The organism is Streptomyces sp. 3214.6, assembly GCF_900129855.1.
Lineage (GTDB): Bacteria > Actinomycetota > Actinomycetes > Streptomycetales > Streptomycetaceae > Streptomyces > Streptomyces soliscabiei.
Genome location: NZ_LT670819.1, coordinates 2,766,204 through 2,788,031, shown reverse-complemented (window position 1 = coordinate 2,788,031; position 21,828 = coordinate 2,766,204). Strand labels below are relative to the sequence as shown.

The following is a 21,828-nucleotide window of genomic DNA, read 5'->3' as shown; positions in this document are numbered from 1 at the left end:
ACCCGGCTACTCGGCCACCGGCAGCCGCGCCCCGTCCCGCAGGAACAGCGGGAGCCGGTCCAGCGGGGCGTCGACCGTCACGGGCGTACCGCCCTCGTACATCTCACCCGTCCACGCGTCCGTCCAGGTCGCGCCCGCCGGGAGATACACCGTGCGGTCCGTGGCGCCCGCCGTCAGCACCGGCGCGACCAGCACATCCCGGCCGAAGAGGTAGGAGTCGTCGACGGACCAGGTCGCGGCATCGTCGGGGAACTCCAGGAACAGCGGCCGCATCGGCGGCAGCCCCTCCTCGTGTGCCTCCCGCATGACCTTCAGGACATACGGCTTGATGCGCTCGCGCAGCCGCAGGTACTTCTCCATGACCGCCCCGGCCTGCTCGCCGTATGACCACACCTCGTTGGGGCCGCCGGTCATGTCCGGGCCCAGCGGCATGCCCGGGTCGCGGAAGCCGTGCAGCCGCATCAGCGGGGACAGCGCGCCGAACTGGAACCAGCGGACCATCACCTCCTGGTACGCCGGGTCGCCCGGATCGCCGCCGTGGAAGCCGCCGATGTCCGTGTTCCACCACGGGATGCCGGACAGCGCCGTGTTGAGGCCTGCCGCGATCTGGCGGCGCAGGGTCGCGAAGTCGGTGCCGATGTCACCGGACCACAGGGCGGCGCCGTAGCGCTGACTGCCCGCCCACGCCGACCGGTTGAGGCTGATGATCTCTTCCTCGCCCGACGCGCGCAGCCCCTCGTAGAAGGTGCGGGCGTTGTCCGCCGGGTAGATGTTGCCGACCTCCAGACCCGGACCCGCCCAGTACCGCAGGTTCTCCTGGAAGCCCGGCTTCAGCTCGGGCTCGCAGGCGTCCAGCCAGAACGCCGTGATGCCGTACGGGGCAAGGTAGTTGTCCCGGATCCTCGACCACACGAACTCACGGGCGTCGGGGTTCGTCGCGTCGTAGAACGCCACCTGGACCGTCGAGGCGACCCCCTTGTCCGGCCAGTCGGCGTGCGCCAGCGGGCCGTACTGGGTGCCGATGAAGTAGCCGCGCTGCTCCATCACCGGGTGGTTCTCGCTCAGCGGCGACACCGACGGCCAGACGCTGACCACCAGCTTCACGCCCAGCTCGTCCAGTTCACGGACCATCGCCGCCGGGTCGGGCCACTCCGCGAGGTCGAACTTCCACTCGCCGAGGTGCGTCCAGTGGAAGAAGTCGCAGACGATGGCGTCCAGGGGCAGCCCCCGGCGCTTGTACTCCCGTGCCACGGCGAGGAGTTCGTCCTGCGTGCGATAGCGCAGCTTGCACTGCCAGAAGCCCGCCGCCCACTCCGGCAGCATCGGGGTGCGGCCCGTCACCGCGCTGTAGCGGCGCTGGCCCTCGGCCGGCGTGCCCGCACTGATCCAGTAGTCGATCTGCCGGGCCGAGTCCGCCACCCAGCGTGTGCCGTTCCCGGCCAGCTCCACCCGGCCGATCGCCGGGTTGTTCCACAGCAGCGTGTAGCCGCGGCTGGAGGTGAGCACCGGGATGCCCACCTCGGCGTTGCGCTGGACCAGGTCCAGGACCAGCCCCTTCTGGTCCAGCCGGCCGTGCTGGTGCTGCCCGAGCCCGTACAGCTTCTCGTCGTCGTACGCGGCGAAGCGCTGCTCCAGACGGTGGTGTCCGTTGCCGACGGCCGTGTAGAGCCGGGAGCCGGGCCACCAGAAGTGGGCGCGCTCCTCGGCCAGGATCTCCGTACGGCTCTCCGTGCGCAGAAAGCGGATCAGGCCCTCGGCGGACACCTCGACGGTCAGCGCGCCGACCGTCAACTGGCCTTCGTCGTCGCCGACCTTGACGCTGCTCTCGGTGGCCGGCGGCTCGTCGAGCAGCGCACCCGGCAGCCCTTCGAGAATCGGCCCGCCGAGCCGGGCCCGCACCCGGACGGCGTCCGGACCCCAGGGCTCGATCCGCAGGGTCTCCTGACGGCCGCTCCACTCCAGCGCGCCGCCGCGTTCGCGGAACGTGCCGACCGTGGGCGAGGACTGCGCGAGTGAGACCTGAGGCTGGTTTTCGGCATGCTGGTTCATGTGGGGTGCTCCTTGAAGGAGTAAGGAGTGCAGACATGGCGGTGCCCCGGCAGGGCACGACAGCGGGCGGAGCGGGGGTGGGGCAGGCGGCGAGGGGGTGGGTCAGGAGGCGGCGGGTGCCGGTCCCGTGCTCGCCCTGACCGTCAACTCGGGGGAGATCAGCACGACTTCGTCGCTGCCGCGCCCCTCCAGCTTGGCCACGAGGCGTTCCACCGCGTGGCGGCCCATCTCCTGGGCGGGTATGGCGACGGACGTCAGCCGGACCGAGGCCTGCACGGCGACCTGGTCGGGGCAGATCGCCACCACCGACACGTCCTCCGGCACCGCCCGGCCCTGCTGGCGCAGCAGTGCGAGCAGCGGCTCGACCGCCGACTCGTTCTGCACGACGAAGCCGGTGGTGCCCGGACGCTCGTCGAGGACCCGGGCCAGGGTCACGGCCATCGCGTCGTAGCCGCCCTCGCACGGGCGGTGCAGCAGCCTGAGGCCCAGGTCCCTGGCCCGGTACCGGAGTCCGTCGAGCGTGCGCTCGGCGAATCCGGTGTGCCGTTCGTAGACCGCGGGCGCCTCGCCGATGACAGCGATGTCCCGGTGACCCAGCGTCGCCAGATGCTCCACGCACAGCGCGCCGGTCGCCGCGAAGTCCAGGTCGACGCAGGTCAGTCCGGAGGTGTCGGCGGGCAGCCCGATCAGCACCGACGGCTGATCGGTGGAGCGCAGCAGTGGCAGCCGCTCGTCGTCCAGCTCGACGTCCATCAGGATCATCGCGTCGGCGAGCCCGCTCCCGGTGACACGGCGCACGGCGTCGGGGCCCTCCTCGCCGGTGAGCAGCAGGACGTCGTACCCGTACGTGCGTGCCGTGGTGGCCACCGCGATGGCGATCTCCATCATCACCGGCACGTACATGTCGGTGCGCAGCGGGATCATCAGGGCGATGATGTTCGACTTGCTGCTGGCCAGTGCGCGGGCGCCCGCGTTCGGGTGGTAGCCGAGCTCCCGGATGCTCTGCTCGACCCGCTGCCGGGTGGTCGTGGAGATGGACCGCTTGCCACTGAGGACATAGCTCACCGTGCTCGCCGAGACTCCGGCGTGCTGGGCGACCTCGGCGAGGGTGACCATCCAGCTCTCCAAGTTTTGTGAAGCGCTTCGACAGTGCGCATTGCGAATAGGGGCGGGTGAGGGTGGTTCGACAGTAGCTCTAGCGGGGGTGGGTGTCCATAGGTTGTCGAAGCGCTTCGACAGCGAGTTGTGGGGGATTGGTGGAGAAGAGTACGGCAACCCTCGGCCGAGACCCTCACCCCCGCCCGGACACTCGCTCGGGCACTCGTTCGGCGCAGGGCGCCGAGTGGCGAGGAGCGCGCCCCCGGCAACGGGTCCGGCCCCGGCGCCGGCCGGGGGACGGGCCGGGGAGCGGGCCGGGGAGCGGGCCGTCCTGGACGCCCGAACCCCCCCGCGAGGGGTGGCGGGCTCGTCCCGGATCGGGTACCAACGATCGGGTAGCACCCATCGGTAACCAATGTGGTCCGAGATCCCGATTCGCGGCGAGGTGAGCCTCATGTCCGCACCACCCCTCAAGAAACCCACCGTCACCGAGCGTGAGGCCCGCCAGGTCGCCGAGGCCGCCCGGGAGCAGGACTGGCGCAAGCCGAGCTTCGCCAAGGAACTGTTCCTGGGCCGCTTCCGGCTCGACCTCATCCACCCCCACCCGCTCCCCTCCGACGAGGCCGTCCGGCGCGGCGAGCAGTTCCTGGCCAAACTCCGCGACTTCTGCGAGACGAAGGTGGACGCGGCCCGCATCGAACGCGAGGCCCGCATCCCCGACGAGGTCGTGGGCGGGCTCAAGGAACTCGGCGCCCTCGGCATGAAGATCGACCCCAAGTACGGCGGTCTCGGCCTCACACAGGTGTACTACAACAAGGCGCTGGCCCTGGCGGGCTCGGCCAGCCCCGCGATCGGCGTGCTGCTGTCGGCGCACCAGTCGATCGGCGTACCGCAGCCGCTGAAGCTGTTCGGCACCGACGAGCAGAAGCAGCGGTTCCTGCCGCGCTGCGCGACCACCGCCATCAGCGCCTTCCTCCTCACCGAGCCGGACGTCGGCTCCGACCCGGCCCGCCTCGCCACCAGCGCGGTCCCGGACGGCGACGACTACGTCCTCGACGGAGTGAAGCTGTGGACGACCAACGGAGTGGTCGCCGACCTGCTGGTGGTCATGGCGCGGGTCCCGAGGAGCGAGGGGCACAAGGGCGGCATCACCGCCTTCGTCGTGGAGACGGACTCGCCCGGCATCACCGTCGAGAACCGCAACGCCTTCATGGGCCTGCGCGGCATCGAGAACGGCGTCACCCGCTTCCACCAGGTCCGGGTCCCGGCCGCCAACCGCGTCGGCCCCGAGGGTGCGGGCCTGAAGATCGCCCTGACCACGCTCAACACCGGCCGGCTCTCGCTGCCCGCGTCCTGCGTCGCCGCCGGCAAGTGGTGTCTGAAGATCGCCCGCGAGTGGTCGGCGGCCCGTGAGCAGTGGGGCAAGCCGATCGCCCACCACGAGGCCGTCGGCGCGAAGATCAGCTTCATCGCGGCGACGACCTTCGCCCTGGAGGCGGTGCTGGACCTGTCGAGCCAGATGGCCGACGAGGACCGCAACGACATCCGCATCGAGGGCGCGCTCGCCAAGCTCATCGCCTCCGAGATGGGCTGGCGCATGGCCGACGAGCTGGTCCAGATCCGCGGCGGCCGCGGCTTCGAGACGGCGGAGTCGCTCGCCGCCCGGGGCGAGAAGGCGGTCCCCGCCGAACAGGTCCTGCGCGACCTGCGGATCAACCGCATCTTCGAGGGCTCGACGGAGATCATGCACCTCCTCATCGCCCGCGAGGCCGTCGACACCCACCTCACGGTCGCCGGCGACCTCATCGACCCCGACAAGTCCCTCCAGGACAAGGCGAAAGCGGGCGCGGGTGCGGGCGTCTTCTACGCCAAGTGGCTGCCGAAGCTCGTCGCCGGACCGGGCCAACTTCCGTCTTCGTACGGAGAGTTCAAGCACGCCGGCGTGGACCTCTCCCCGCATCTGCGGCACGTCGAGCGGCACGCCCGCAAGCTCGCCCGCTCCACCTTCTACGCCATGTCCCGCTGGCAGGGCCGGATGGAGTCCAAGCAGGGCTTCCTCGGCCGGATCGTGGACATCGGCGCGGAACTCTTCGCGATGAGCGCCGCCTGCGTCCGCGCCGAGCTGCTGCGCTCGCGCGGCGAGAACGGCCGCGAGGCCTACCAGCTCGCCGACGCGTTCTGCCGCCAGTCCCGCATCCGCGTCGACGAGCTCTTCGCCCGTCTGTGGACCAACACCGACGACCTGGACCGCAAGGTCGTCAAGGGCGTCATGGCGGGCGCCTACGAGTGGCTGGAACAGGGCATCGTCGACCCGTCCGGGGAGGGCCCCTGGATTGCCGACGCCACACCGGGACCGAGTGAGAAGGAGAACATGCACCGCCCGATCAGGTGAGGCGCCGCACGCCCGTCCGAAGGGTGCCCCCTGTCCCGAGCCTCTCGTGAGGGGGACGAGGAGGGGGCACCCTGCCCTGCCGCCCACCCGCCTCGGCAACAATGGGGGGATGACCGACAGTCCAGCCCCCCGCGCCCTCGCCGATCCGCACCTCGTCTACGACCCGGTCGCGGGCGACGGCCCGAAGGACGTGGTGATACTCGGCTCCACCGGTTCGATCGGCACCCAGGCCATCGACCTCGTGCTGCGCAACCCGGACCGCTTCCGCGTCACCGGCCTGTCCGCCAACGGCGGCCGGGTCGCCCTGCTCGCCGAGCAGGCCCGTCGGCTGCGGGTGCGGACCGTGGCGGTCGCCCGCGAGGACGTCGTCCCCGCCCTGCGCGAGGCGCTCACCGCCGAGTACGGGGCCGCCGAGCCCCTCCCCGAGATCCTCGCCGGCCCGGACGCGGCCACCCGGCTCGCCGCCTCCGACTGCCACACCGTGCTCAACGGCATCACGGGCTCCATCGGCCTCGCCCCCACCCTCGCCGCCCTGGAGGCGGGCCGCACCCTCGCGCTCGCCAACAAGGAGTCGCTCATCGTCGGCGGCCCGCTGGTCAAGGCGCTCGCCGAGCCCGGGCAGATAATCCCGGTGGACTCCGAGCACGCCGCCCTCTTCCAGGCGCTGGCCGCCGGCACCCGCGCCGACGTCCGCAAGCTGGTCGTCACCGCCTCCGGCGGCCCCTTCCGCGGCCGCACCAAGGCGGAACTGGCGAACGTCACCGTCGAGGACGCCCTCGCCCACCCCACCTGGTCCATGGGCCCGGTCATCACGATCAACTCCGCGACCCTGGTCAACAAGGGCCTGGAGGTCATCGAGGCGCACCTCCTCTACGACATTCCCTTCGCGCGCATTGAGGTGGTCGTACACCCCCAGTCGTATGTCCACTCGATGGTTGAGTTCACGGACGGATCGACACTGGCCCAGGCGACGCCCCCCGACATGCGTGGGCCGATCGCCATCGGCCTCGGCTGGCCCGGGCGCGTCCCCGACGCGGCGCCCGCCTTCGACTGGAGCACGGCGTCGACGTGGGAGTTCTTCCCCCTCGACAACGAGGCCTTCCCCTCGGTGAACCTCGCCCGGCACGTGGGCGAGCTCGCGGGCACGGCCCCGGCGGTGTTCAATGCCGCCAACGAGGAGTGCGTGGAGGCGTTCCGCAAGGGCGCGCTCCCGTTCAACGGGATCATGGAGACCATCACCCGGGTCGTGGAGGAACACGACACGCCGGTGACGGGAACTTCACTCACCGTGTCGGACGTCCTCGAAGCGGAGACCTGGGCACGGGCCCGGGTCCAGGAACTGACGGCTACCGCGGAGGCGCGTGCATGACAGCCCTGATGATGATCCTCGGCATAGTCGTCTTCGTGGTCGGCCTGCTGTTCTCGATCGCCTGGCACGAGCTGGGACACCTGTCCACGGCCAAGCTCTTCGGCATCCGGGTGCCGCAGTACATGGTCGGCTTCGGCCCGACCGTCTTCTCACGCAAGAAGGGCGACACCGAGTACGGCATCAAGGCCGTCCCGCTCGGCGGCTACATCCGCATGATCGGCATGTTCCCGCCCGGCGAGGACGGCCGGATCACCGCCCGCTCCACCTCGCCCTGGCGCGGCATGATCGAGGACGCCCGCTCGGCCGCCTACGAGGAGCTCCAGCCCGGCGACGAGACGCGCATGTTCTACACGCGCAAGCCGTGGAAACGGGTCATCGTGATGTTCGCGGGCCCCTTCATGAACCTGGTGCTCGCCATCGGGCTGTTCCTCACCGTCCTCATGGGCTTCGGCATCTCGCAGCAGACCACCACGGTCAGCTCGGTCTCCCCCTGCGTCATCGCGCAGAGCCAGAACCGCGACACGTGCAAGTCGACCGACCCGGCCTCCCCGGCGGCCGCCGCCGGCATGAAGCCCGGCGACAAGATCGTCTCCTTCGCCGGGAAGCAGACGGACGACTGGAACACCCTCTCCGATCTGATCCGCGTCAGCGCCGGCAAGAAGGTCGACATCGTCGTCGACCGGGGCGGCCAGGACCTGACCCTGCACACGACCATCGCCACCAACCAGGTCGCCAAGAAGAACTCCGACGGCAGCTACGTCCAGGGCGAGTACATCAAGGCCGGCTTCCTCGGCTTCAGCGCGGCCACCGGCGTCGTCAAGCAGGACTTCGGCGACTCCGTGTCCTGGATGGGCGACCGGGTCGGCGAGGCCGTCGACTCCATCGCCGCCCTGCCCGGCAAGATCCCGGCCCTGTGGAACGCCGCCTTCGACGGCGCGCCCCGCGAGCCCGACTCACCCATGGGCGTGGTCGGCGCGGCCCGCGTCGGCGGCGAGATCTTCACCCTGGACATCCCGGCCTCGCAGCAGCTCGCCATGGCCGTGATGCTGGTCGCGGGCTTCAACCTCTCCCTGTTCCTCTTCAACATGCTCCCGCTGCTGCCCCTGGACGGCGGGCACATCGCGGGCGCCCTGTGGGAGTCGCTGCGCCGCAATCTGGCCAAGGTGCTGCGCCGCCCCGACCCGGGCCCGTTCGACGTGGCGAAGCTGATGCCGGTGGCCTATGTGGTGGCGGGCATCTTCATCTGCTTCACGGTCCTGGTGCTGATCGCAGACGTAGTCAATCCAGTCAAGATCAGTTAGAAATCGGCCGCTTTCCGTGAGGGCGGCTATGACACCGCGCCCCTTGCCCGCGTGACCCACGTGAGCGAGGGGCGCGGATCGTTTGAGCGGCACGGACGGCGGGACGGGGCCAACTTCCGCGGCTGGGAAGGGCGTTGTCGGAAAGCGTTGGGGGCAGCAAGCGGCCGACAAGTGGAACCGACGGATCAGGATGGCGGTCTGGCATGTAGACGTCGAGAGAAAGCAGGGACATCGAACATGCCGCACATGAAGAGACCATCGCGCCGCTGGTGGGCAGGGGCACTCGCTCTGGTCCTGTCGCTGGGGTTCGCGTTCATGAACGCGAACCCCGCGTCCGCCGCAGGCTCCATCTACATAAAGACGAACATCCTGCGCAACTGGGAGACCGGGCGCTGCCTGGACAGCAACTGGGAGGGACAGGTCTACACAAACCCCTGCGACCAGGGCAACGACTACCAGACCTGGACCGTGGTCTACAAGGGCCACAGCGCCTTTGACGAGGTCCAGATCGTGAACAAGGCGACCCAGCGATGCCTGTACTCGAACGACAACCCGGCCCTGGTGCTCGCCACCGTCCCCTGTGAGGGCGTCCCGGCGGGACAGACGCCCGGCGCGGGTCAGCTGTGGGGGGCGGACGGCTCGGGCTGGGACAACGTCCAGCTCAAGAGAGCGTGGTGGTGCCTGGACAGCAACCGCGGCGGCAGCGCCTACGTGCAGGGTTGCAACGGCGGCAACTACCAGCACTGGAAACTGGGTCTCTGAACCGGACCGCGCTGGTCGGACCCGACCGGGTCGGACCCGACCGGCCCGGGTCGGAGCGGGCCGGGCGCGGCGACGAGGCGGAGATCATGTCCGCCGGATCGGTCGTCATGCCCGGCTCGCCGTCAGGGGGCACGATCGGGCGGACCGCCGGGCGCTGTGTCCTCCCCGTTCGCGTCCGTGGCGTAATCTCGAAGCCTGGAACCCGCCTGAAGAGCGGGACCTGGGCCTTGATCCACGACTTGGGGTTGCACAGCAGATGACTGCGATTTCTCTCGGCATGCCGTCCGTTCCGACCAAGCTCGCCGAGCGCCGCAAGAGCCGGCAGATCCAGGTCGGCTCCGTGGCGGTGGGCGGAGACGCGCCGGTGTCGGTCCAGTCGATGACCACGACCCGCACGTCCGACATCGGCGCCACCCTCCAGCAGATCGCCGAGCTCACCGCCTCCGGCTGCCAGATCGTCCGCGTCGCCTGCCCCACGCAGGACGACGCCGACGCCCTGTCGACGATCGCCCGCAAGTCGCAGATCCCGGTGATCGCCGACATCCACTTCCAGCCGAAGTACGTCTTCGCCGCGATCGAGGCGGGCTGCGCGGCGGTCCGCGTGAACCCCGGCAACATCAAGCAGTTCGACGACAAGGTCAAGGAGATCGCCAAGGCCGCCAAGGACCACGGCACCCCGATCCGCATCGGCGTCAACGCCGGCTCGCTGGACCGCCGCCTGCTCCAGAAGTACGGCAAGGCCACCCCGGAGGCGCTGGCCGAGTCGGCGCTCTGGGAGGCGTCCCTCTTCGAGGAGCACGACTTCCGCGACATCAAGATCTCGGTCAAGCACAACGACCCGGTGATCATGGTCGAGGCCTACCGTCAGCTCGCCGCCCAGTGCGACTACCCCCTCCACCTCGGCGTCACCGAGGCGGGCCCCGCCTTCCAGGGCACGATCAAGTCGGCGGTCGCCTTCGGCGCCCTCCTCTCCCAGGGCATCGGCGACACGATCCGCGTCTCCCTCTCGGCCCCCCCGGTCGAGGAGGTCAAGGTCGGCAACCAGATCCTGGAGTCGCTGAACCTCAGGCAGCGCGGCCTGGAGATCGTCTCCTGCCCGTCCTGCGGCCGCGCCCAGGTCGACGTGTACAAGCTGGCCGAAGAGGTCACCGCGGGCCTCACGGGCATGGAGGTCCCGCTGCGCGTCGCCGTCATGGGCTGCGTGGTCAACGGCCCCGGCGAGGCCCGCGAGGCCGACCTCGGCGTCGCCTCCGGCAACGGCAAGGGCCAGATCTTCGTCAAGGGCGAGGTCATCAAGACCGTCCCCGAGTCAAAGATCGTCGAGACCCTCATCGAAGAGGCCATGAAGCTGGCCGAACAGATGGAAGCAGCCGGCACCCCCTCCGGCGAACCGTCGGTATCGGTCGCAGGCTGACGCACCTTCGGCAGCGCCGGCGGGGCAATCCGGCTCCTCCGGCGCTCAAGGCCGAGCAGTGTCGTTCCTTTCAGCCCGTCCGGCGTTTGAGGACGAGGCCCTTTCAGGGCCGAAGCGGGGGTCTGGGGGCGGCAGCCCCCAGGGGACGGCCCGACAGCCCACGGCCACAGGCAATCAAGCGGCACCAACCACGGGGCGGCACCGCAAAGCTTCCGCAGGTACAGTGCGGGGATCAGCCAGACCTGAGTGTGAGGCCCCGCGCGTGTTGACCCAGACCACCTCCAGGGTCCTCGAACCGAGCGACCTGGACGCCGCGCTCGCCGTCCTCGACCGCGAGCCGGTCGCCAATGCCTTCGTCACCTCCCGGGTACAGGTCGCGGGCCTCGACCCGTGGCGGCTCGGCGGCGAGATGTGGGGCTGGTACGAGGACGGCATGCTGACGTCCCTGTGCTACGCGGGCGCCAACCTGGTCCCGATCTGCGCCACCCCGCGCGCGGTCCGCGCCTTCGCCGACCGCGCCCGCCGGGCAGGCCGCCGCTGCTCCTCGATCGTCGGCCCCACCGAGCCGACCACCCAGCTCTGGCGCCTCCTCGAACCCCACTGGGGCCCGGCCCGAGAGGTCCGTGCCCGCCAGCCCCTCATGGTCACCGACCGCATGCCCGCCGACATCGCCCCCGATCCCTACGTCCGCCGCATCCGCAAGGACGAGATGGACACGATCATGCCGGCGTGCGTGGCGATGTTCACCGAGGAGGTCGGCGTCTCCCCGATGGCCGGCGACGGCGGCCTGCTCTACCAGGCCCGAGTCGCCGAACTCGTGGGCTCCGGCCGCTCGTTCGCCCGTCTCGACGACAACGGCCGGGTCGCCTTCAAAGCGGAGATCGGCGCCGCGACGTCCCAGGCCTGCCAGATCCAGGGCGTGTGGGTGGCCCCCGAATACCGGGGCCAGGGCCTCGCGGCCCCCGGCATGGCAGCGATCCTGCGCTACGCCCTGGCCGATGTCGCCCCGGTCGTCAGCCTCTACGTCAACGACTTCAACACCCCGGCGAGGCGCACCTACTTCAGGGTCGGCTTCCAGGAGGTCGGCGCATTCACGAGCGTGCTTTTTTGACGCCCCTGTAGGCTCCCCGCCATGGACCTCGTCATCGGCCCCTTGGACCTTCCCGCCCATGTGGACGAGGCACTGGCCGTCCAAGCGGTCGCCTTCGGACTGGGCCCGGACGAGGTCGCCGTCCGCCGTCAGATCGTCCTGCGCCACATGACGAACCCCGGCGCGAGAGCCTTCGGCGCGACCGTCGGGGACAGACTCGTCGGCTTCGTCTACGGCATGCCCAACGACCGTACGCACTGGTGGTCCACGGTCGTCCAGCCCTACCTCCGCGCCCAGGGCAACGAGCACTGGCTGGACGACTCCTTCGTGATCACGGAGCTCCATGTCCACCCCGCCCACCAGAACCGCGGCGCGGGCCGAGCCCTGATCACCACGATCACCGACACCGCGGCCGAACCCCGCTCGATCCTCTCCGCCATCGACACCGAGAGCCCCGCCCGCGCCCTCTACCGCTCGCTGGGCTACCGGGACCTGGCCCGCAGCGTCCTCTTCCCCAGCGCCCCCCGCCCGTACGCGGTGATGGGCGCCCCGCTCCCCCTCCTGCGCCGGTAACGGATTTCCGGCCCCGCCACGCTCCCGGCTAACCTCCTAGCCATCACCCTTACCCGGCAGGAGTACGAGAACCATGGCGAACGCACCGGTCCAGCGCATGTCCCAGTTGATGGCGAAGACGCTGCGCGACGACCCGGCCGACGCCGAGGTCCTGAGCCACAAGCTCCTCGTCCGCGCCGGCTACGTCCGCCGTACCGCGGCGGGCATCTGGAGCTGGCTGCCGCTCGGCATGAAGGTCCTGCGCAACGTGGAGCGGATCGTCCGTGAGGAGATGGACGCGATCGGCGCGCAGGAGGTGCTGCTCCCCGCCCTGCTGCCGCGCGAGCCCTACGAGGCCACCGGCCGCTGGGACGAGTACGGCCCGGAGCTGTTCCGCCTCCAGGACCGCAAGGGCGGCGACTACCTCCTCGGCCCCACCCACGAGGAGATCTTCACGCTGCTCGTGAAGGACCAGGCGTCCTCCTACAAGGACCTGCCGGTCATCCTCTACCAGATCCAGAACAAGTACCGTGACGAGGCCCGCCCGCGGGCCGGCATCCTGCGCGGCCGCGAGTTCCTGATGAAGGACTCCTACTCCTTCGACACCGAGGACGAGGGCCTCGCCCACTCCTACGCCCTGCACCGCCAGGCCTACCAGCGGATCTTCGAGCGCCTCGGCCTCGACTACCGCATCTGCGCCGCGACCGCGGGCGCGATGGGCGGCTCCAAGTCGGAGGAGTTCCTGGCCCCGGCCGGCGCGGGCGAGGACACCTTCGCGGACTGCCCGAACTGCGACTTCGCGGCGAACACCGAGGCGATCACCTACGGGTTGAAGCCGGTGGACGCCGAGGGCGTCGCCGCGCTCGAGGAGATCCCGACCCCCGACACCCCCACCATCGAGACCCTCGCCGCCCACCTCGGTGTACCCGCCTCGGCCACGCTCAAGAACCTTCTGGTGAAGGTGGACGGCGAGATCGTGGCCGTGGGCGTCCCCGGCGACCGTGAGGTCGACATGGGCAAGGTCGAGGCGCACTTCGCCCCGGCCACCGTCGAACTGGTCACCGCCGAGGACTTCGTGGGCCGCCCGGACCTGGTCCGCGGCTACGTCGGCCCGCAGGGCCTGGGCGAGAAGGTCACCTACATCGCGGACCCGCGTGTGGCCCCCGGCACGGCCTGGATCACCGGCGCCAACAACGAGGGCCTGCACGCGAAGAACGTCGTCGCGGGCCGTGACTTCGAGGCCGCCGAGTACGTCGACGTCGTCGTCGTCCAGGAGGGCGACCCCTGCCCGAACTGCGGCACCGGCCTGAAGCTGGACCGCGCCATCGAGATCGGCCACATCTTCCAGCTGGGCCGCAAGTACGCCGACGCCCTCAAGCTCGACGTCCTCGGCCAGAACGGCAAGCCGGTCCGCGTGACCATGGGCTCCTACGGCATCGGCGTCACCCGCGCGGTCGCCGCCCTCGCCGAGCAGACCGCCGACGACAAGGGTCTGGTCTGGCCCGCCGAGGTCGCCCCGGCCGACGTCCACGTCGTCGCCGCGGGCAAGGCCCTGCAGACGGAGCTGGCGCTGGACGTCTCCGAGAAGCTGCACGCGGCCGGTCTGCGCGTCCTGGTCGACGACCGGGCCGGCGTCTCCCCGGGCGTGAAGTTCACCGACTCCGAGCTGATGGGCGTGCCGAAGATCCTGGTGGCGGGCCGCCGTTCCGCCGAGGGCGTCCTGGAGCTGAAGGACCGCAGGACCGGCGAGCGCGAGGAGCTCACGGTGGACGAGGCAATCGCCCGTCTGACCGCGTGAAGTACGTGAACTAAAGGTACGTTTCAGAGAGTTCTGGGGCGGCGTACGGCCGCCTCACAGACTTCTCTCAGGCCGTTCCCCGACCGTAGGGCGTGACAGAGCGTCACTACGGAGGGGAACGGCCATGGCGACAAGGGAAGCGGAACGGAGGGCCGCGTCGGCCGTCCGCAGAGGGGCACGGCGGACGGCGGCCCTCGCGGCGGCCGTCACGCCGGCCGCGGCAGCCGGGGTGTTCGCCCTGGTCGGCACGATGCAGGCGGACGCGAGCACAACGGCGAGCAACACCCTGTCCTCCTCGGGCAGCTCCACCGGCTCCACCAAGTCCAGCAGCTCCGGCAGCGGTCTCACCGCCGCCTCCGGCGGCTCCACCTCGGGAGCGTCGTAATGAGCGCTCCTGTCATGCCCCCTGCTCGCCACCACGCACCCGGCCCCGAACCGCGACCGCTAAAGCCACCCGGCGAACTCCAGCAGCAGTTCGGCATCCCGAGCCCGGCCCACCCGAAGGGCACGAACCCCCGACTCCACCGCCCGGAAAAGCGTCCACCCCCGCACCCGCTCAGGATCCAGCTCCAACGACTCCGCCAGCTTCCGCACCCGCCGTCGCGTGATCGACGCCCCCGACGGCGAGGCGATCAGATCCTCCACCCGGTCCCGCACCAGCCGCGCCAGATCGAACGCGCACTCACCGACCACCGGATCCGGCCCCACCGCCAGCCACGGCGTCCGCTCGCCCGCCAGCACCTTGCTCTGCCGAAACGTCCCGTGCAGCAACCGCACCTCGGGCGCCGTCCCCACCAGCTCCTCACGGGCGGAGAGCGCCGCGTCCACCAGCACACCCACGTCGGAGCCGACGGCGGTCCCCCGCATCGCCTCGGCCTGCCGGCCGGTCCGCTCGGCCACGGTCTCGAAGACCTGCCCGGCCGGCGGCTCCACCCACAGCCGCCGCAGCGTCCCCGCCGCCTCCAGCAGCGCCTTCGCCTCCGCGAGCGAGCGCACCGACACATCGGGATGCAGCCGTTCGAGCAGCAGCACCCCAGCCGTCTCCGGGCCCTCCAGCAACTGGACGGCGCCCAGGCCGTCCCAGTGCGCCAGCGCGGCCCGCTCGGCCTCGGGCCGGAACCGGGGCGGGGCCAGCTTCAGCACGGCCGGGGTCCCGTCCGCACGCCGCACGAGCACGACCAGGCTGCTCCGGCCGCCCGGCACCTGCACCCGGTCCACGGTCAACTCGCGTAGATCCACGGCCTGTCGGGCCGCCTCCGGCAGCTTCTCCAACCAGTCGTCACCGTCCGGTGCCGTCTCACCGAGCGCCCTCACCAGACGCTGCGGCGGTTCGAAAGCCATGCGCGAGTCGTTCCCTTCCGTCTCCCGGTCAAGCGGTCGGTGTCCCCGAAGCCCCTGCCCCGGCTCCTGCCGCGGCCGGATTCGTACCGGTCGTACCGGACCGTTCCGCGAGACCAGGGAAGGCTACGCTCCCACCGCGCCAGCGCACGGCGCGGACCGCCGCCTCCCGCAGCGCCGCCGCCGCGTCCCGGCGCCGCGCCCCGGTGGCCGCGCGCACCAGGTCGGAGTACACCCCGGCCACGCGGTCCTCCAGCTCGGCGGCGAGCCGGACCGCCGCGACGGCGTCCGCGACCGCGAACGGCAGCGCGTACCCGGCGCTCGCGGCGACCGGCTCGGCGCCCACGCCGCGCACGACGCGCACCAGCGCGTCCCGACGCGCCCGGTGCGCGTCGTACGCCGCCCGCGCTTCCGTGCGCCGCTCCGCTCCGATGCGCCCGCCGACGACGCCGTACCCGTACACCGCGGCGTGTTCGGCGGCCAGCGCCGCCTGGAGCGCCGTCAGCTCCGCGCTCGTCTCCTCGCTCATCGGGCCCCCTCCGTCAACAGATAGGCGTGCGCCGCGCCGGCCGCCGCCACCGAGGCCAGCAGCCGGGCCAATTCGCCGGGGACGTCCAGCAGTTCAGTGGCCCGGCGGTCGGCGAGTGCCCGCTCGGCGGCGGCCAGCCCGGCGAGGGCGTCCTGCTCGGTCACCGGCGCGGCGGACGGCACCGCCGAGGCCGCCGGAGCCGAGGAGACGGGGGAGGAGGGCGAGGGGGTCGACGAGGGCGAGGGGGACGCGGGCGCCTTCCGCGCGCCCCCGAAGGCCTCCACATGCCGTACGACCTCCGCCCGTAGCGGCGCCAGCCGTGCCGCCAGCGTCGGATGGACGGCGAGGACGGCGTCGTAGCGCGCCACCAGCCCGTTGCTCTGCTGGGCCGCACGCGCGCGTGCCCGCTCGGTGACCGACGGGCCGCCGCTCGCGCTCCCCTCGCCCCCCTCGCTCTCCCCGGCGCCGGACGAGCAGCCCACGAGCAGCGCGGCCCCCGCGGCCGACGCGAGCAGGGATCTTCTGCGCGGCCCCGACAGGGCGCGCGAGGGAGGGGGGAACGGCACGGCAGACGTCCTCGGGGAACTCGTACGAAAGAAACACCAAGAAGGGCGGCAGGCCCGTGATCACCGTACCCGCGCACCCGTCCGCCATCACTCAGCGGCACCGTTTCGCCGCATGTCCGGCCACCCTCCGTGCACGGGTGGACGGCAACACACCCTGCGACCGGATACCCTTTGACCAGACACGCGCCCCATCCCACAACAGCACACGCGGCCGAGGAGTCACCCGGATGAGCACCACCCAGAGCGAGAGGCTGCGAGAGCTCCTGGAACCGCTCGTCGCCTCCCAGGGACTGGATCTCGAAGAGATCACCGTGGACTCCGTCGGACGCAAGCGGGTGCTGAGCGTCGTCGTCGACTCCGACACCGGAGCGGACCTGGACAGAATCGCCGATGTGAGCCGCGCGCTCTCGGCGAAGCTCGACGAGACGGACGCGATGGGCGAGGGCGAGTACACCCTCGAGGTCGGCACCCCGGGCGCGGAACGCGCCCTCACCGAGCACCGGCACTATGTGCGCGCCACGGACCGGCTGGTGCGGTTCCAGCTGACCGAGGGCGGCGAGCTGGTCGCCCGGATCCTGAAGGTCGACGACGAGGGGCTCGACGTCGAGGTGCTGGGCGTGAAGGGCCGCAAGGCCACCGCCCGCAGACTCGCCTTCGGTGACATCGACAAGGCGCGCGTGCAGGTCGAGTTCAACCGCAAGGACAAGCACGACGAGCACGACGACAACGACGACAACGACGAGAACGAGAAGGAAGAGGAGGCGTAGCCGTGGACATCGACATGAGTGCCCTGCGGGGCTTGGTTCGGGAGAAGGAGATCTCCTTCGACCTGCTGGTCGAGGCGATCGAGTCGGCCCTCCTCATCGCCTACCACCGCACCGAGGGAAGCCGCCGTCACGCGCGCGTGGAGCTCAACCGGGAGACCGGGCATGTGACCGTGTGGGCGAAAGAGGACCCCGAGGACCTCGAGGAGGGGCAGGAGCCCCGCACGTTCGACGACACTCCGTCCGACTTCGGCCGTATCGCCGCCACCACGGCCAAGCAGGTGATCCTGCAGCGCCTGCGCGACGCCGAGGACGACGCGACGCTCGGCGAGTACGCCGGCCGTGAGGGCGACATCGTCACGGGCGTGGTCCAGCAGGGCCGCGACCCGAAGAACGTCCTGGTGGACATCGGCAAGCTGGAGGCCATCCTGCCGGTGCAGGAACAGGTCCCCGGCGAGACGTACGCGCACGGCCTGCGCCTGCGGTCGTACGTCGTCCGGGTGGCGAAGGGCGTGCGCGGCCCGTCCGTGACGCTCTCGCGGACGCACCCCAATCTGGTGAAGAAGCTCTTCGCGCTGGAGGTGCCGGAGATCGCCGACGGTTCCGTCGAGATCGCCGCGATCGCACGCGAGGCCGGTCACCGTACGAAGATCGCCGTCAGGTCCACCCGTTCGGGTCTGAACGCCAAGGGCGCCTGCATCGGCCCCATGGGCGGCCGGGTGCGCAACGTCATGGGCGAGCTGAACGGCGAGAAGATCGACATCGTCGACTGGTCGGACGATCCGGCCGAGATGGTGGCGAACGCGCTGTCCCCGGCCCGGGTCTCCAAGGTCGAGGTCGTCGACCTCGCGGCCCGTTCCGCGCGCGTGACGGTGCCGGACTACCAGCTGTCGCTTGCGATCGGCAAGGAAGGGCAGAACGCCCGGCTCGCCGCCCGGCTGACCGGCTGGCGGATCGACATCCGTCCGGACACCGAACAGCCCGCCGAGCAGCCCGGGGAATAGATCTCGGCCTGTGGAGGCTCAGATCACGACAGATGTAACGCGGCAACTGTTCGAATCCTGGCCCAAAGGGGTGAGGTCGCCGCGGGGAGGTAGACTTAACAGTGTCTGGCCGGACGCACGCCGGAGCATGCCCTGAACGCACCTGTGTGGGGTGCCGGAAGCGAGCGGCCAAGACGGAGCTGCTGCGCATCGTGGCGATCAAGGACGCATGCGTCCCCGATCCTCGCGGTACGCTGCCCGGCCGGGGTGCGTATCTGCACCCTGCCCCGGTCTGTCTCGACCAGGCGGTACGCCGCAGGGCGTTCACGAGGGCGTTGCGAGCCCCGGGAGCGCTCGACACAAAGGTGTTGCGCCAGTACGTCGAGCAGACGACCGTTGCCGAGCAGGCAACACCGTAAGAAGCGTCGCGCGGAACCCCCGTGCGGCTCTGGTACCCCGCGAGTTGGAAGTAGGTCGAGATTGCGATGAGCACTCGATGAGCACGCGATGAGTACGCCCATGAAGTAGCGACGGTCCGGACACACCCGGACCTAAAAGGAGCGAAGTGGCTAAGGTCCGGGTATACGAACTCGCCAAGGAGTTCGGGGTGGAGAGCAAGGTCGTCATGGCCAAGCTCCAGGAACTCGGTGAATTCGTCCGTTCGGCGTCTTCGACCATCGAAGCGCCCGTTGTACGCAAGCTGACAGACGCCTTCCAGGGCGGCGGCAAGCCCGCCCCGCGCAAGGCGGCCCCCAGGCCCGCGGCGCCTTCCCCGGCGCAGGCGGCCCGTCCGGGTCCGGCCGCTCCGCGGCCGGCCGCCCCCAAGCCTCCCGCGGCCCAGACGCCCGCGGCTCCGGCTGCCCCGGCGGCTCCGGCCGCCTCGTCGGCCCCCGCGCCGGCTGCTCCCGGCCCGCGTCCGGTGCCGGGTCCCAAGCCCGCGCCGCGTCCGGCCCCGGCCGCCCCGGAGTTCACCGCTCCGCCGGCCGCCCCGGCCGCTCCCGCGCAGTCCGGTCCGGCGCAGTCCGGTCCGCGCCCGGCCTCCCAGGGACCGCGCCCCGGCGCGCCCCGTCCCGGTGGCCGTCCCGCGCCCGGTCAGCAGGACCGTGGTGACCGCGGCGACCGCGGTGACCGTGGTCAGCGTCCGGCCGCAGCGCAGGGTCCGCGCCCCGGTGGCGCCGGCGCCCCGCGTCCGGGCGGTGCCCGTCCCTCGGGTCCGCGTCCGGGCAACAACCCCTTCACCTCCGGCGGCAACGCCGGTATGGCGCGCCCGCAGGCGCCCCGTCCGCAGGGCGCACCGCGTCCCGGCGGCCCCGGTGGCGCTCCCGGCGCCGGTCCCCGTCCGCAGGGCCCCGGTGGCCAGGGCGGCGGTCCTCGTCCGCAGGCTCCGGGCGGCGCCCGTCCGAGCCCGGGCGGCATGCCTCGCCCGCAGGGTGCGGGCCCCGGCGGTCCGCGTCCGGGCGGCCCGCGTCCCAACCCCGGCATGATGCCGCAGCGTCCCGCTGCCGGCCCGCGTCCCGGCGGCGGCCCCGGCGGCCGCGGTCCGGGCGGCGGCGGTGCCGGTCGTCCCGGCGGCGGTCGTCCCGGTGGCGGCGGCGGCTTCGCCGGTCGTCCGGCCGGTCCCGGCGGCGGCGCCCGTCCCGGTGGCGGCGGCGGCTTCGCCGGTCGTCCCGGTGGCGGTGGCCCCGGCGGCGGTGGCGGCGGCTTCGGCGGCGGCGGTGGCCGTCCCGGCTTCGGCGGTCGTCCCGGCGGTCCGGGTGGCCGTGGTGGCACGCAGGGCGCCTTCGGTCGTCCCGGCGGTCCCGCGCGTCGCGGTCGCAAGTCGAAGCGGCAGAGGCGCCAGGAGTACGAGGCCATGCAGGCCCCGTCGGTCGGCGGCGTGATGCTGCCTCGCGGCAACGGCGAGACCATTCGCCTGTCGCGCGGTGCGTCCCTCACCGACTTCGCCGAGAAGATCAACGCCAACCCGGCGTCGCTCGTCGCGGTCATGATGAACCTCGGCGAGATGGTCACGGCCACGCAGTCCGTCTCCGACGAGACGCTGCAGCTCCTCGCGGGCGAGATGAACTACGAGGTTCAGATCGTCAGCCCCGAGGAGGAGGACCGCGAGCTGCTCGAGTCCTTCGACATCGAGTTCGGCGAGGACGAGGGCGACGACGAGGACCTGGTGGTCCGTCCGCCGGTCGTCACCGTCATGGGTCACGTCGACCACGGCAAGACCCGACTGCTCGACGCCATCCGCAAGACGAACGTCATCGCGGGCGAGGCCGGCGGCATCACCCAGCACATCGGTGCCTACCAGGTCGCGACCGAGGTCAACGAAGAAGAGCGCAAGATCACCTTCATCGACACCCCGGGTCACGAGGCGTTCACCGCCATGCGTGCCCGTGGTGCGAAGTCGACCGACATCGCGATCCTGGTCGTCGCGGCCAACGACGGCGTCATGCCGCAGACGGTCGAGGCGCTCAACCACGCCAAGGCGGCCGACGTCCCGATCGTCGTCGCGGTCAACAAGATCGACGTCGAGGGCGCCGACCCGACCAAGGTGCGCGGTCAGCTCACCGAGTTCGGTCTGGTGGCCGAGGAGTACGGCGGCGACACCATGTTCGTCGACATCTCCGCCAAGCAGGGTCTGAACATCGACTCGCTGCTGGAGGCCGTGATCCTCACGGCCGACGCCTCGCTCGACCTGCGGGCCAACCCCAGCCAGGACGCGCAGGGCATCTCGATCGAGTCCCGTCTCGACCGCGGCCGTGGCGCCGTGGCGACGGTCCTCGTCCAGCGAGGCACGCTGCGGGTCGGCGACACGATGGTCGTGGGCGACGCCTACGGTCGTGTGCGCGCCATGCTCGACGACAACGGCAACAACGTCGCCGAGGCCGGCCCGTCGACGCCGGTCCAGGTCCTGGGCCTGACCAACGTCCCGGGTGCGGGCGACAACTTCCTCGTCGTCGACGAGGACCGCACCGCCCGCCAGATCGCCGAGAAGCGTGCGGCCCGCGAGCGCAACGCCGCCTTCGCCAAGCGCACGCGCAGGTTCTCCCTGGAGAACCTGGACGCCGCCCTGAAGGCCGGCGAGGTCCAGCAGCTGAACCTGATCATCAAGGGTGACGCTTCCGGTTCGGTGGAGGCCCTCGAGTCCTCCCTGCTCCAGCTGGACGTCGGCGAAGAGGTCGACATCCGCGTCCTGCACCGCGGTGTCGGTGCGGTCACGGAGTCCGACATCGACCTGGCGATGGGCTCGGACGCCATCGTGATCGGCTTCAACGTCCGTGCGGCCGGTCGTGCCGCGCAGATGGCCGAACGCGAGGGTGTGGACGTCCGGTACTACTCGGTCATCTACCAGGCGATCGAGGAGATCGAGGCGGCCCTGAAGGGCATGCTGAAGCCGGAGTACGAGGAGGTCGAGCTCGGCACGGCGGAGATCCGCGAGATCTTCAAGTCGTCCAAGCTGGGCAACATCGCCGGTGTCCTCATCCGCTCGGGCGAGGTCAAGCGCAACACCAAGGCCCGACTCATCCGCGACGGCAAGGTCATCGCAGAGAGCCTCAACATCGAGGGCCTGCGTCGCTTCAAGGACGACGTCACCGAGATCCGCGAAGGGTTCGAGGGCGGTATCAACCTCGGCAACTTCAACGACATCAAGATCGACGACGTCATCGCGACGTACGAGATGCGGGAGAAGCCCCGCGTGTAAGGCCGATGGTCGCTGCCGGCCGGCGGGACATGGTCCCGTCGGCCGGCGCGCCGTCCCGGGGGCTGCGGCCCCCGGCCCCAGGGGGTAAAACCCCGTCGAGCCGTCGCACGGATCGTTGTACCGTTCTCG

The 21,828-nt window shown here is 71.2% G+C and carries 18 protein-coding genes; 13 read left to right on the top strand and 5 right to left on the bottom strand.

The window, feature by feature from the left end; translation table 11 throughout:
- Window positions 1-6: 6 nt before the first annotated feature.
- Both B5557_RS12370 and B5557_RS12365 read right to left on the bottom strand, forming a co-directional pair.
- Window positions 7-2,049 (bottom strand): glycoside hydrolase family 31 protein, encoded by a 2,043-nt coding sequence (locus B5557_RS12370; protein WP_079659172.1) that lies wholly within the window; start codon window positions 2,047-2,049, stop codon window positions 7-9.
- Between the two features lie 102 nt (window positions 2,050-2,151).
- Window positions 2,152-3,165, bottom strand: coding sequence for a LacI family DNA-binding transcriptional regulator (locus B5557_RS12365; RefSeq protein WP_079659171.1), 1,014 nt, complete (start codon window positions 3,163-3,165; stop codon window positions 2,152-2,154).
- 436 nt (window positions 3,166-3,601) lie between these two features.
- Between B5557_RS12365 and B5557_RS12360 the strand changes: the two genes are divergently transcribed.
- From B5557_RS12360 to B5557_RS43660, 9 genes are all read left to right on the top strand, one after another.
- The gene (locus tag B5557_RS12360) at window positions 3,602-5,539 is read left to right on the top strand and encodes an acyl-CoA dehydrogenase family protein (protein WP_079664747.1); all 1,938 of its coding nucleotides are present in this window, start codon (window positions 3,602-3,604) and stop codon (window positions 5,537-5,539) included.
- Between the two features lie 109 nt (window positions 5,540-5,648).
- Entirely contained in the window at window positions 5,649-6,908 is a 1,260-nt protein-coding gene (gene dxr, locus B5557_RS12355; RefSeq protein WP_079659170.1) for a 1-deoxy-D-xylulose-5-phosphate reductoisomerase, read from the top strand.
- Window positions 6,905-8,209: a M50 family metallopeptidase gene (locus B5557_RS12350; protein ID WP_079659169.1), complete on the top strand. Its 1,305-nt coding sequence runs from the start codon at window positions 6,905-6,907 to the stop codon at window positions 8,207-8,209. The genes dxr and B5557_RS12350 overlap by 4 nt, the downstream gene beginning before the upstream one ends.
- Window positions 8,210-8,455: 246 nt before the next feature.
- On the top strand, window positions 8,456-8,971 hold the full coding sequence (locus B5557_RS12345; RefSeq protein WP_159424373.1) for an RICIN domain-containing protein: 516 nt from the start codon (window positions 8,456-8,458) through the stop codon (window positions 8,969-8,971).
- Between the two features lie 256 nt (window positions 8,972-9,227).
- A complete protein-coding gene (gene ispG / locus B5557_RS12340) occupies window positions 9,228-10,385 on the top strand; it encodes a flavodoxin-dependent (E)-4-hydroxy-3-methylbut-2-enyl-diphosphate synthase (RefSeq protein WP_079659167.1) in 1,158 nt (385 codons plus the stop codon).
- Between the two features lie 262 nt (window positions 10,386-10,647).
- On the top strand, window positions 10,648-11,496 hold the full coding sequence (locus B5557_RS12335; RefSeq protein WP_079659166.1) for a GNAT family N-acetyltransferase: 849 nt from the start codon (window positions 10,648-10,650) through the stop codon (window positions 11,494-11,496).
- A 21-nt stretch (window positions 11,497-11,517) separates the two neighbouring features.
- Entirely contained in the window at window positions 11,518-12,048 is a 531-nt protein-coding gene (locus B5557_RS45920; protein ID WP_079659165.1) for a GNAT family N-acetyltransferase, read from the top strand.
- A gap of 73 nt (window positions 12,049-12,121) precedes the next feature.
- The gene (locus B5557_RS12325) at window positions 12,122-13,825 is read left to right on the top strand and encodes a proline--tRNA ligase (protein ID WP_079659164.1); all 1,704 of its coding nucleotides are present in this window, start codon (window positions 12,122-12,124) and stop codon (window positions 13,823-13,825) included.
- A gap of 124 nt (window positions 13,826-13,949) precedes the next feature.
- A complete protein-coding gene (locus B5557_RS43660; protein ID WP_159424372.1) occupies window positions 13,950-14,210 on the top strand; it encodes a hypothetical protein in 261 nt (86 codons plus the stop codon).
- Between the two features lie 59 nt (window positions 14,211-14,269).
- Here the strand turns inward: B5557_RS43660 and B5557_RS12315 are convergent, their stop codons facing one another.
- The 3 genes from B5557_RS12315 to B5557_RS12305 are packed head-to-tail and all read right to left on the bottom strand — an operon-like array spanning window position 14,270 to window position 16,258.
- Complete coding sequence (locus tag B5557_RS12315) at window positions 14,270-15,166, bottom strand: aminoglycoside phosphotransferase family protein (RefSeq protein ID WP_079659163.1); 897 nt, start codon at window positions 15,164-15,166, stop codon at window positions 14,270-14,272.
- Window positions 15,167-15,194: 28 nt separating this feature from the next.
- Window positions 15,195-15,692, bottom strand: coding sequence for a ferritin-like domain-containing protein (locus tag B5557_RS12310; RefSeq protein ID WP_079659162.1), 498 nt, complete (start codon window positions 15,690-15,692; stop codon window positions 15,195-15,197).
- Window positions 15,689-16,258 (bottom strand): hypothetical protein, encoded by a 570-nt coding sequence (locus B5557_RS12305; RefSeq protein WP_079664744.1) that lies wholly within the window; start codon window positions 16,256-16,258, stop codon window positions 15,689-15,691. Before B5557_RS12305 ends, B5557_RS12310 begins: the two co-directional genes overlap by 4 nt.
- A gap of 227 nt (window positions 16,259-16,485) precedes the next feature.
- Here B5557_RS12305 and rimP point away from each other — a divergent pair, with 227 nt between their 5' ends.
- The 4 genes from rimP to infB all read left to right on the top strand — a co-directional run bounded on the left by rimP (window position 16,486) and on the right by infB (window position 21,699).
- Complete coding sequence (rimP, locus tag B5557_RS12295; protein WP_079659161.1) at window positions 16,486-17,025, top strand: ribosome maturation factor RimP; 540 nt, start codon at window positions 16,486-16,488, stop codon at window positions 17,023-17,025.
- Window positions 17,026-17,027: 2 nt separating this feature from the next.
- Entirely contained in the window at window positions 17,028-18,026 is a 999-nt protein-coding gene (nusA, locus tag B5557_RS12290; RefSeq protein ID WP_079659160.1) for a transcription termination factor NusA, read from the top strand.
- Window positions 18,027-18,127: 101 nt separating this feature from the next.
- Entirely contained in the window at window positions 18,128-18,424 is a 297-nt protein-coding gene (locus B5557_RS12285; protein WP_079659159.1) for a YlxR family protein, read from the top strand.
- A gap of 146 nt (window positions 18,425-18,570) precedes the next feature.
- Window positions 18,571-21,699, top strand: coding sequence for a translation initiation factor IF-2 (gene infB, locus B5557_RS12280; protein ID WP_079659158.1), 3,129 nt, complete (start codon window positions 18,571-18,573; stop codon window positions 21,697-21,699).
- Window positions 21,700-21,828: the final 129 nt, after the last annotated feature.

What these genes read in the sequence shown, in the direction of transcription:
- B5557_RS12370 (WP_079659172.1), bottom strand. Translation starts at nt 2,049, where the DNA reads ATGAACCAGCATGCCGAAAACCAGCCTCAGGTCTCACTCGCGCAGTCC.
- B5557_RS12365 (WP_079659171.1), bottom strand. Translation starts at nt 3,165, where the DNA reads ATGGTCACCCTCGCCGAGGTCGCCCAGCACGCCGGAGTCTCGGCGAGC.
- B5557_RS12360 (WP_079664747.1), top strand. Translation starts at nt 3,602, where the DNA reads ATGTCCGCACCACCCCTCAAGAAACCCACCGTCACCGAGCGTGAGGCC.
- dxr (WP_079659170.1), top strand. Translation starts at nt 5,649, where the DNA reads ATGACCGACAGTCCAGCCCCCCGCGCCCTCGCCGATCCGCACCTCGTC.
- B5557_RS12350 (WP_079659169.1), top strand. Translation starts at nt 6,905, where the DNA reads ATGACAGCCCTGATGATGATCCTCGGCATAGTCGTCTTCGTGGTCGGC.
- B5557_RS12345 (WP_159424373.1), top strand. Translation starts at nt 8,456, where the DNA reads ATGAAGAGACCATCGCGCCGCTGGTGGGCAGGGGCACTCGCTCTGGTC.
- ispG (WP_079659167.1), top strand. Translation starts at nt 9,228, where the DNA reads ATGACTGCGATTTCTCTCGGCATGCCGTCCGTTCCGACCAAGCTCGCC.
- B5557_RS45920 (WP_079659165.1), top strand. Translation starts at nt 11,518, where the DNA reads ATGGACCTCGTCATCGGCCCCTTGGACCTTCCCGCCCATGTGGACGAG.
- B5557_RS12325 (WP_079659164.1), top strand. Translation starts at nt 12,122, where the DNA reads ATGGCGAACGCACCGGTCCAGCGCATGTCCCAGTTGATGGCGAAGACG.
- B5557_RS43660 (WP_159424372.1), top strand. Translation starts at nt 13,950, where the DNA reads ATGGCGACAAGGGAAGCGGAACGGAGGGCCGCGTCGGCCGTCCGCAGA.
- B5557_RS12315 (WP_079659163.1), bottom strand. Translation starts at nt 15,166, where the DNA reads ATGGCTTTCGAACCGCCGCAGCGTCTGGTGAGGGCGCTCGGTGAGACG.
- B5557_RS12310 (WP_079659162.1), bottom strand. Translation starts at nt 15,692, where the DNA reads ATGAGCGAGGAGACGAGCGCGGAGCTGACGGCGCTCCAGGCGGCGCTG.
- rimP (WP_079659161.1), top strand. Translation starts at nt 16,486, where the DNA reads ATGAGCACCACCCAGAGCGAGAGGCTGCGAGAGCTCCTGGAACCGCTC.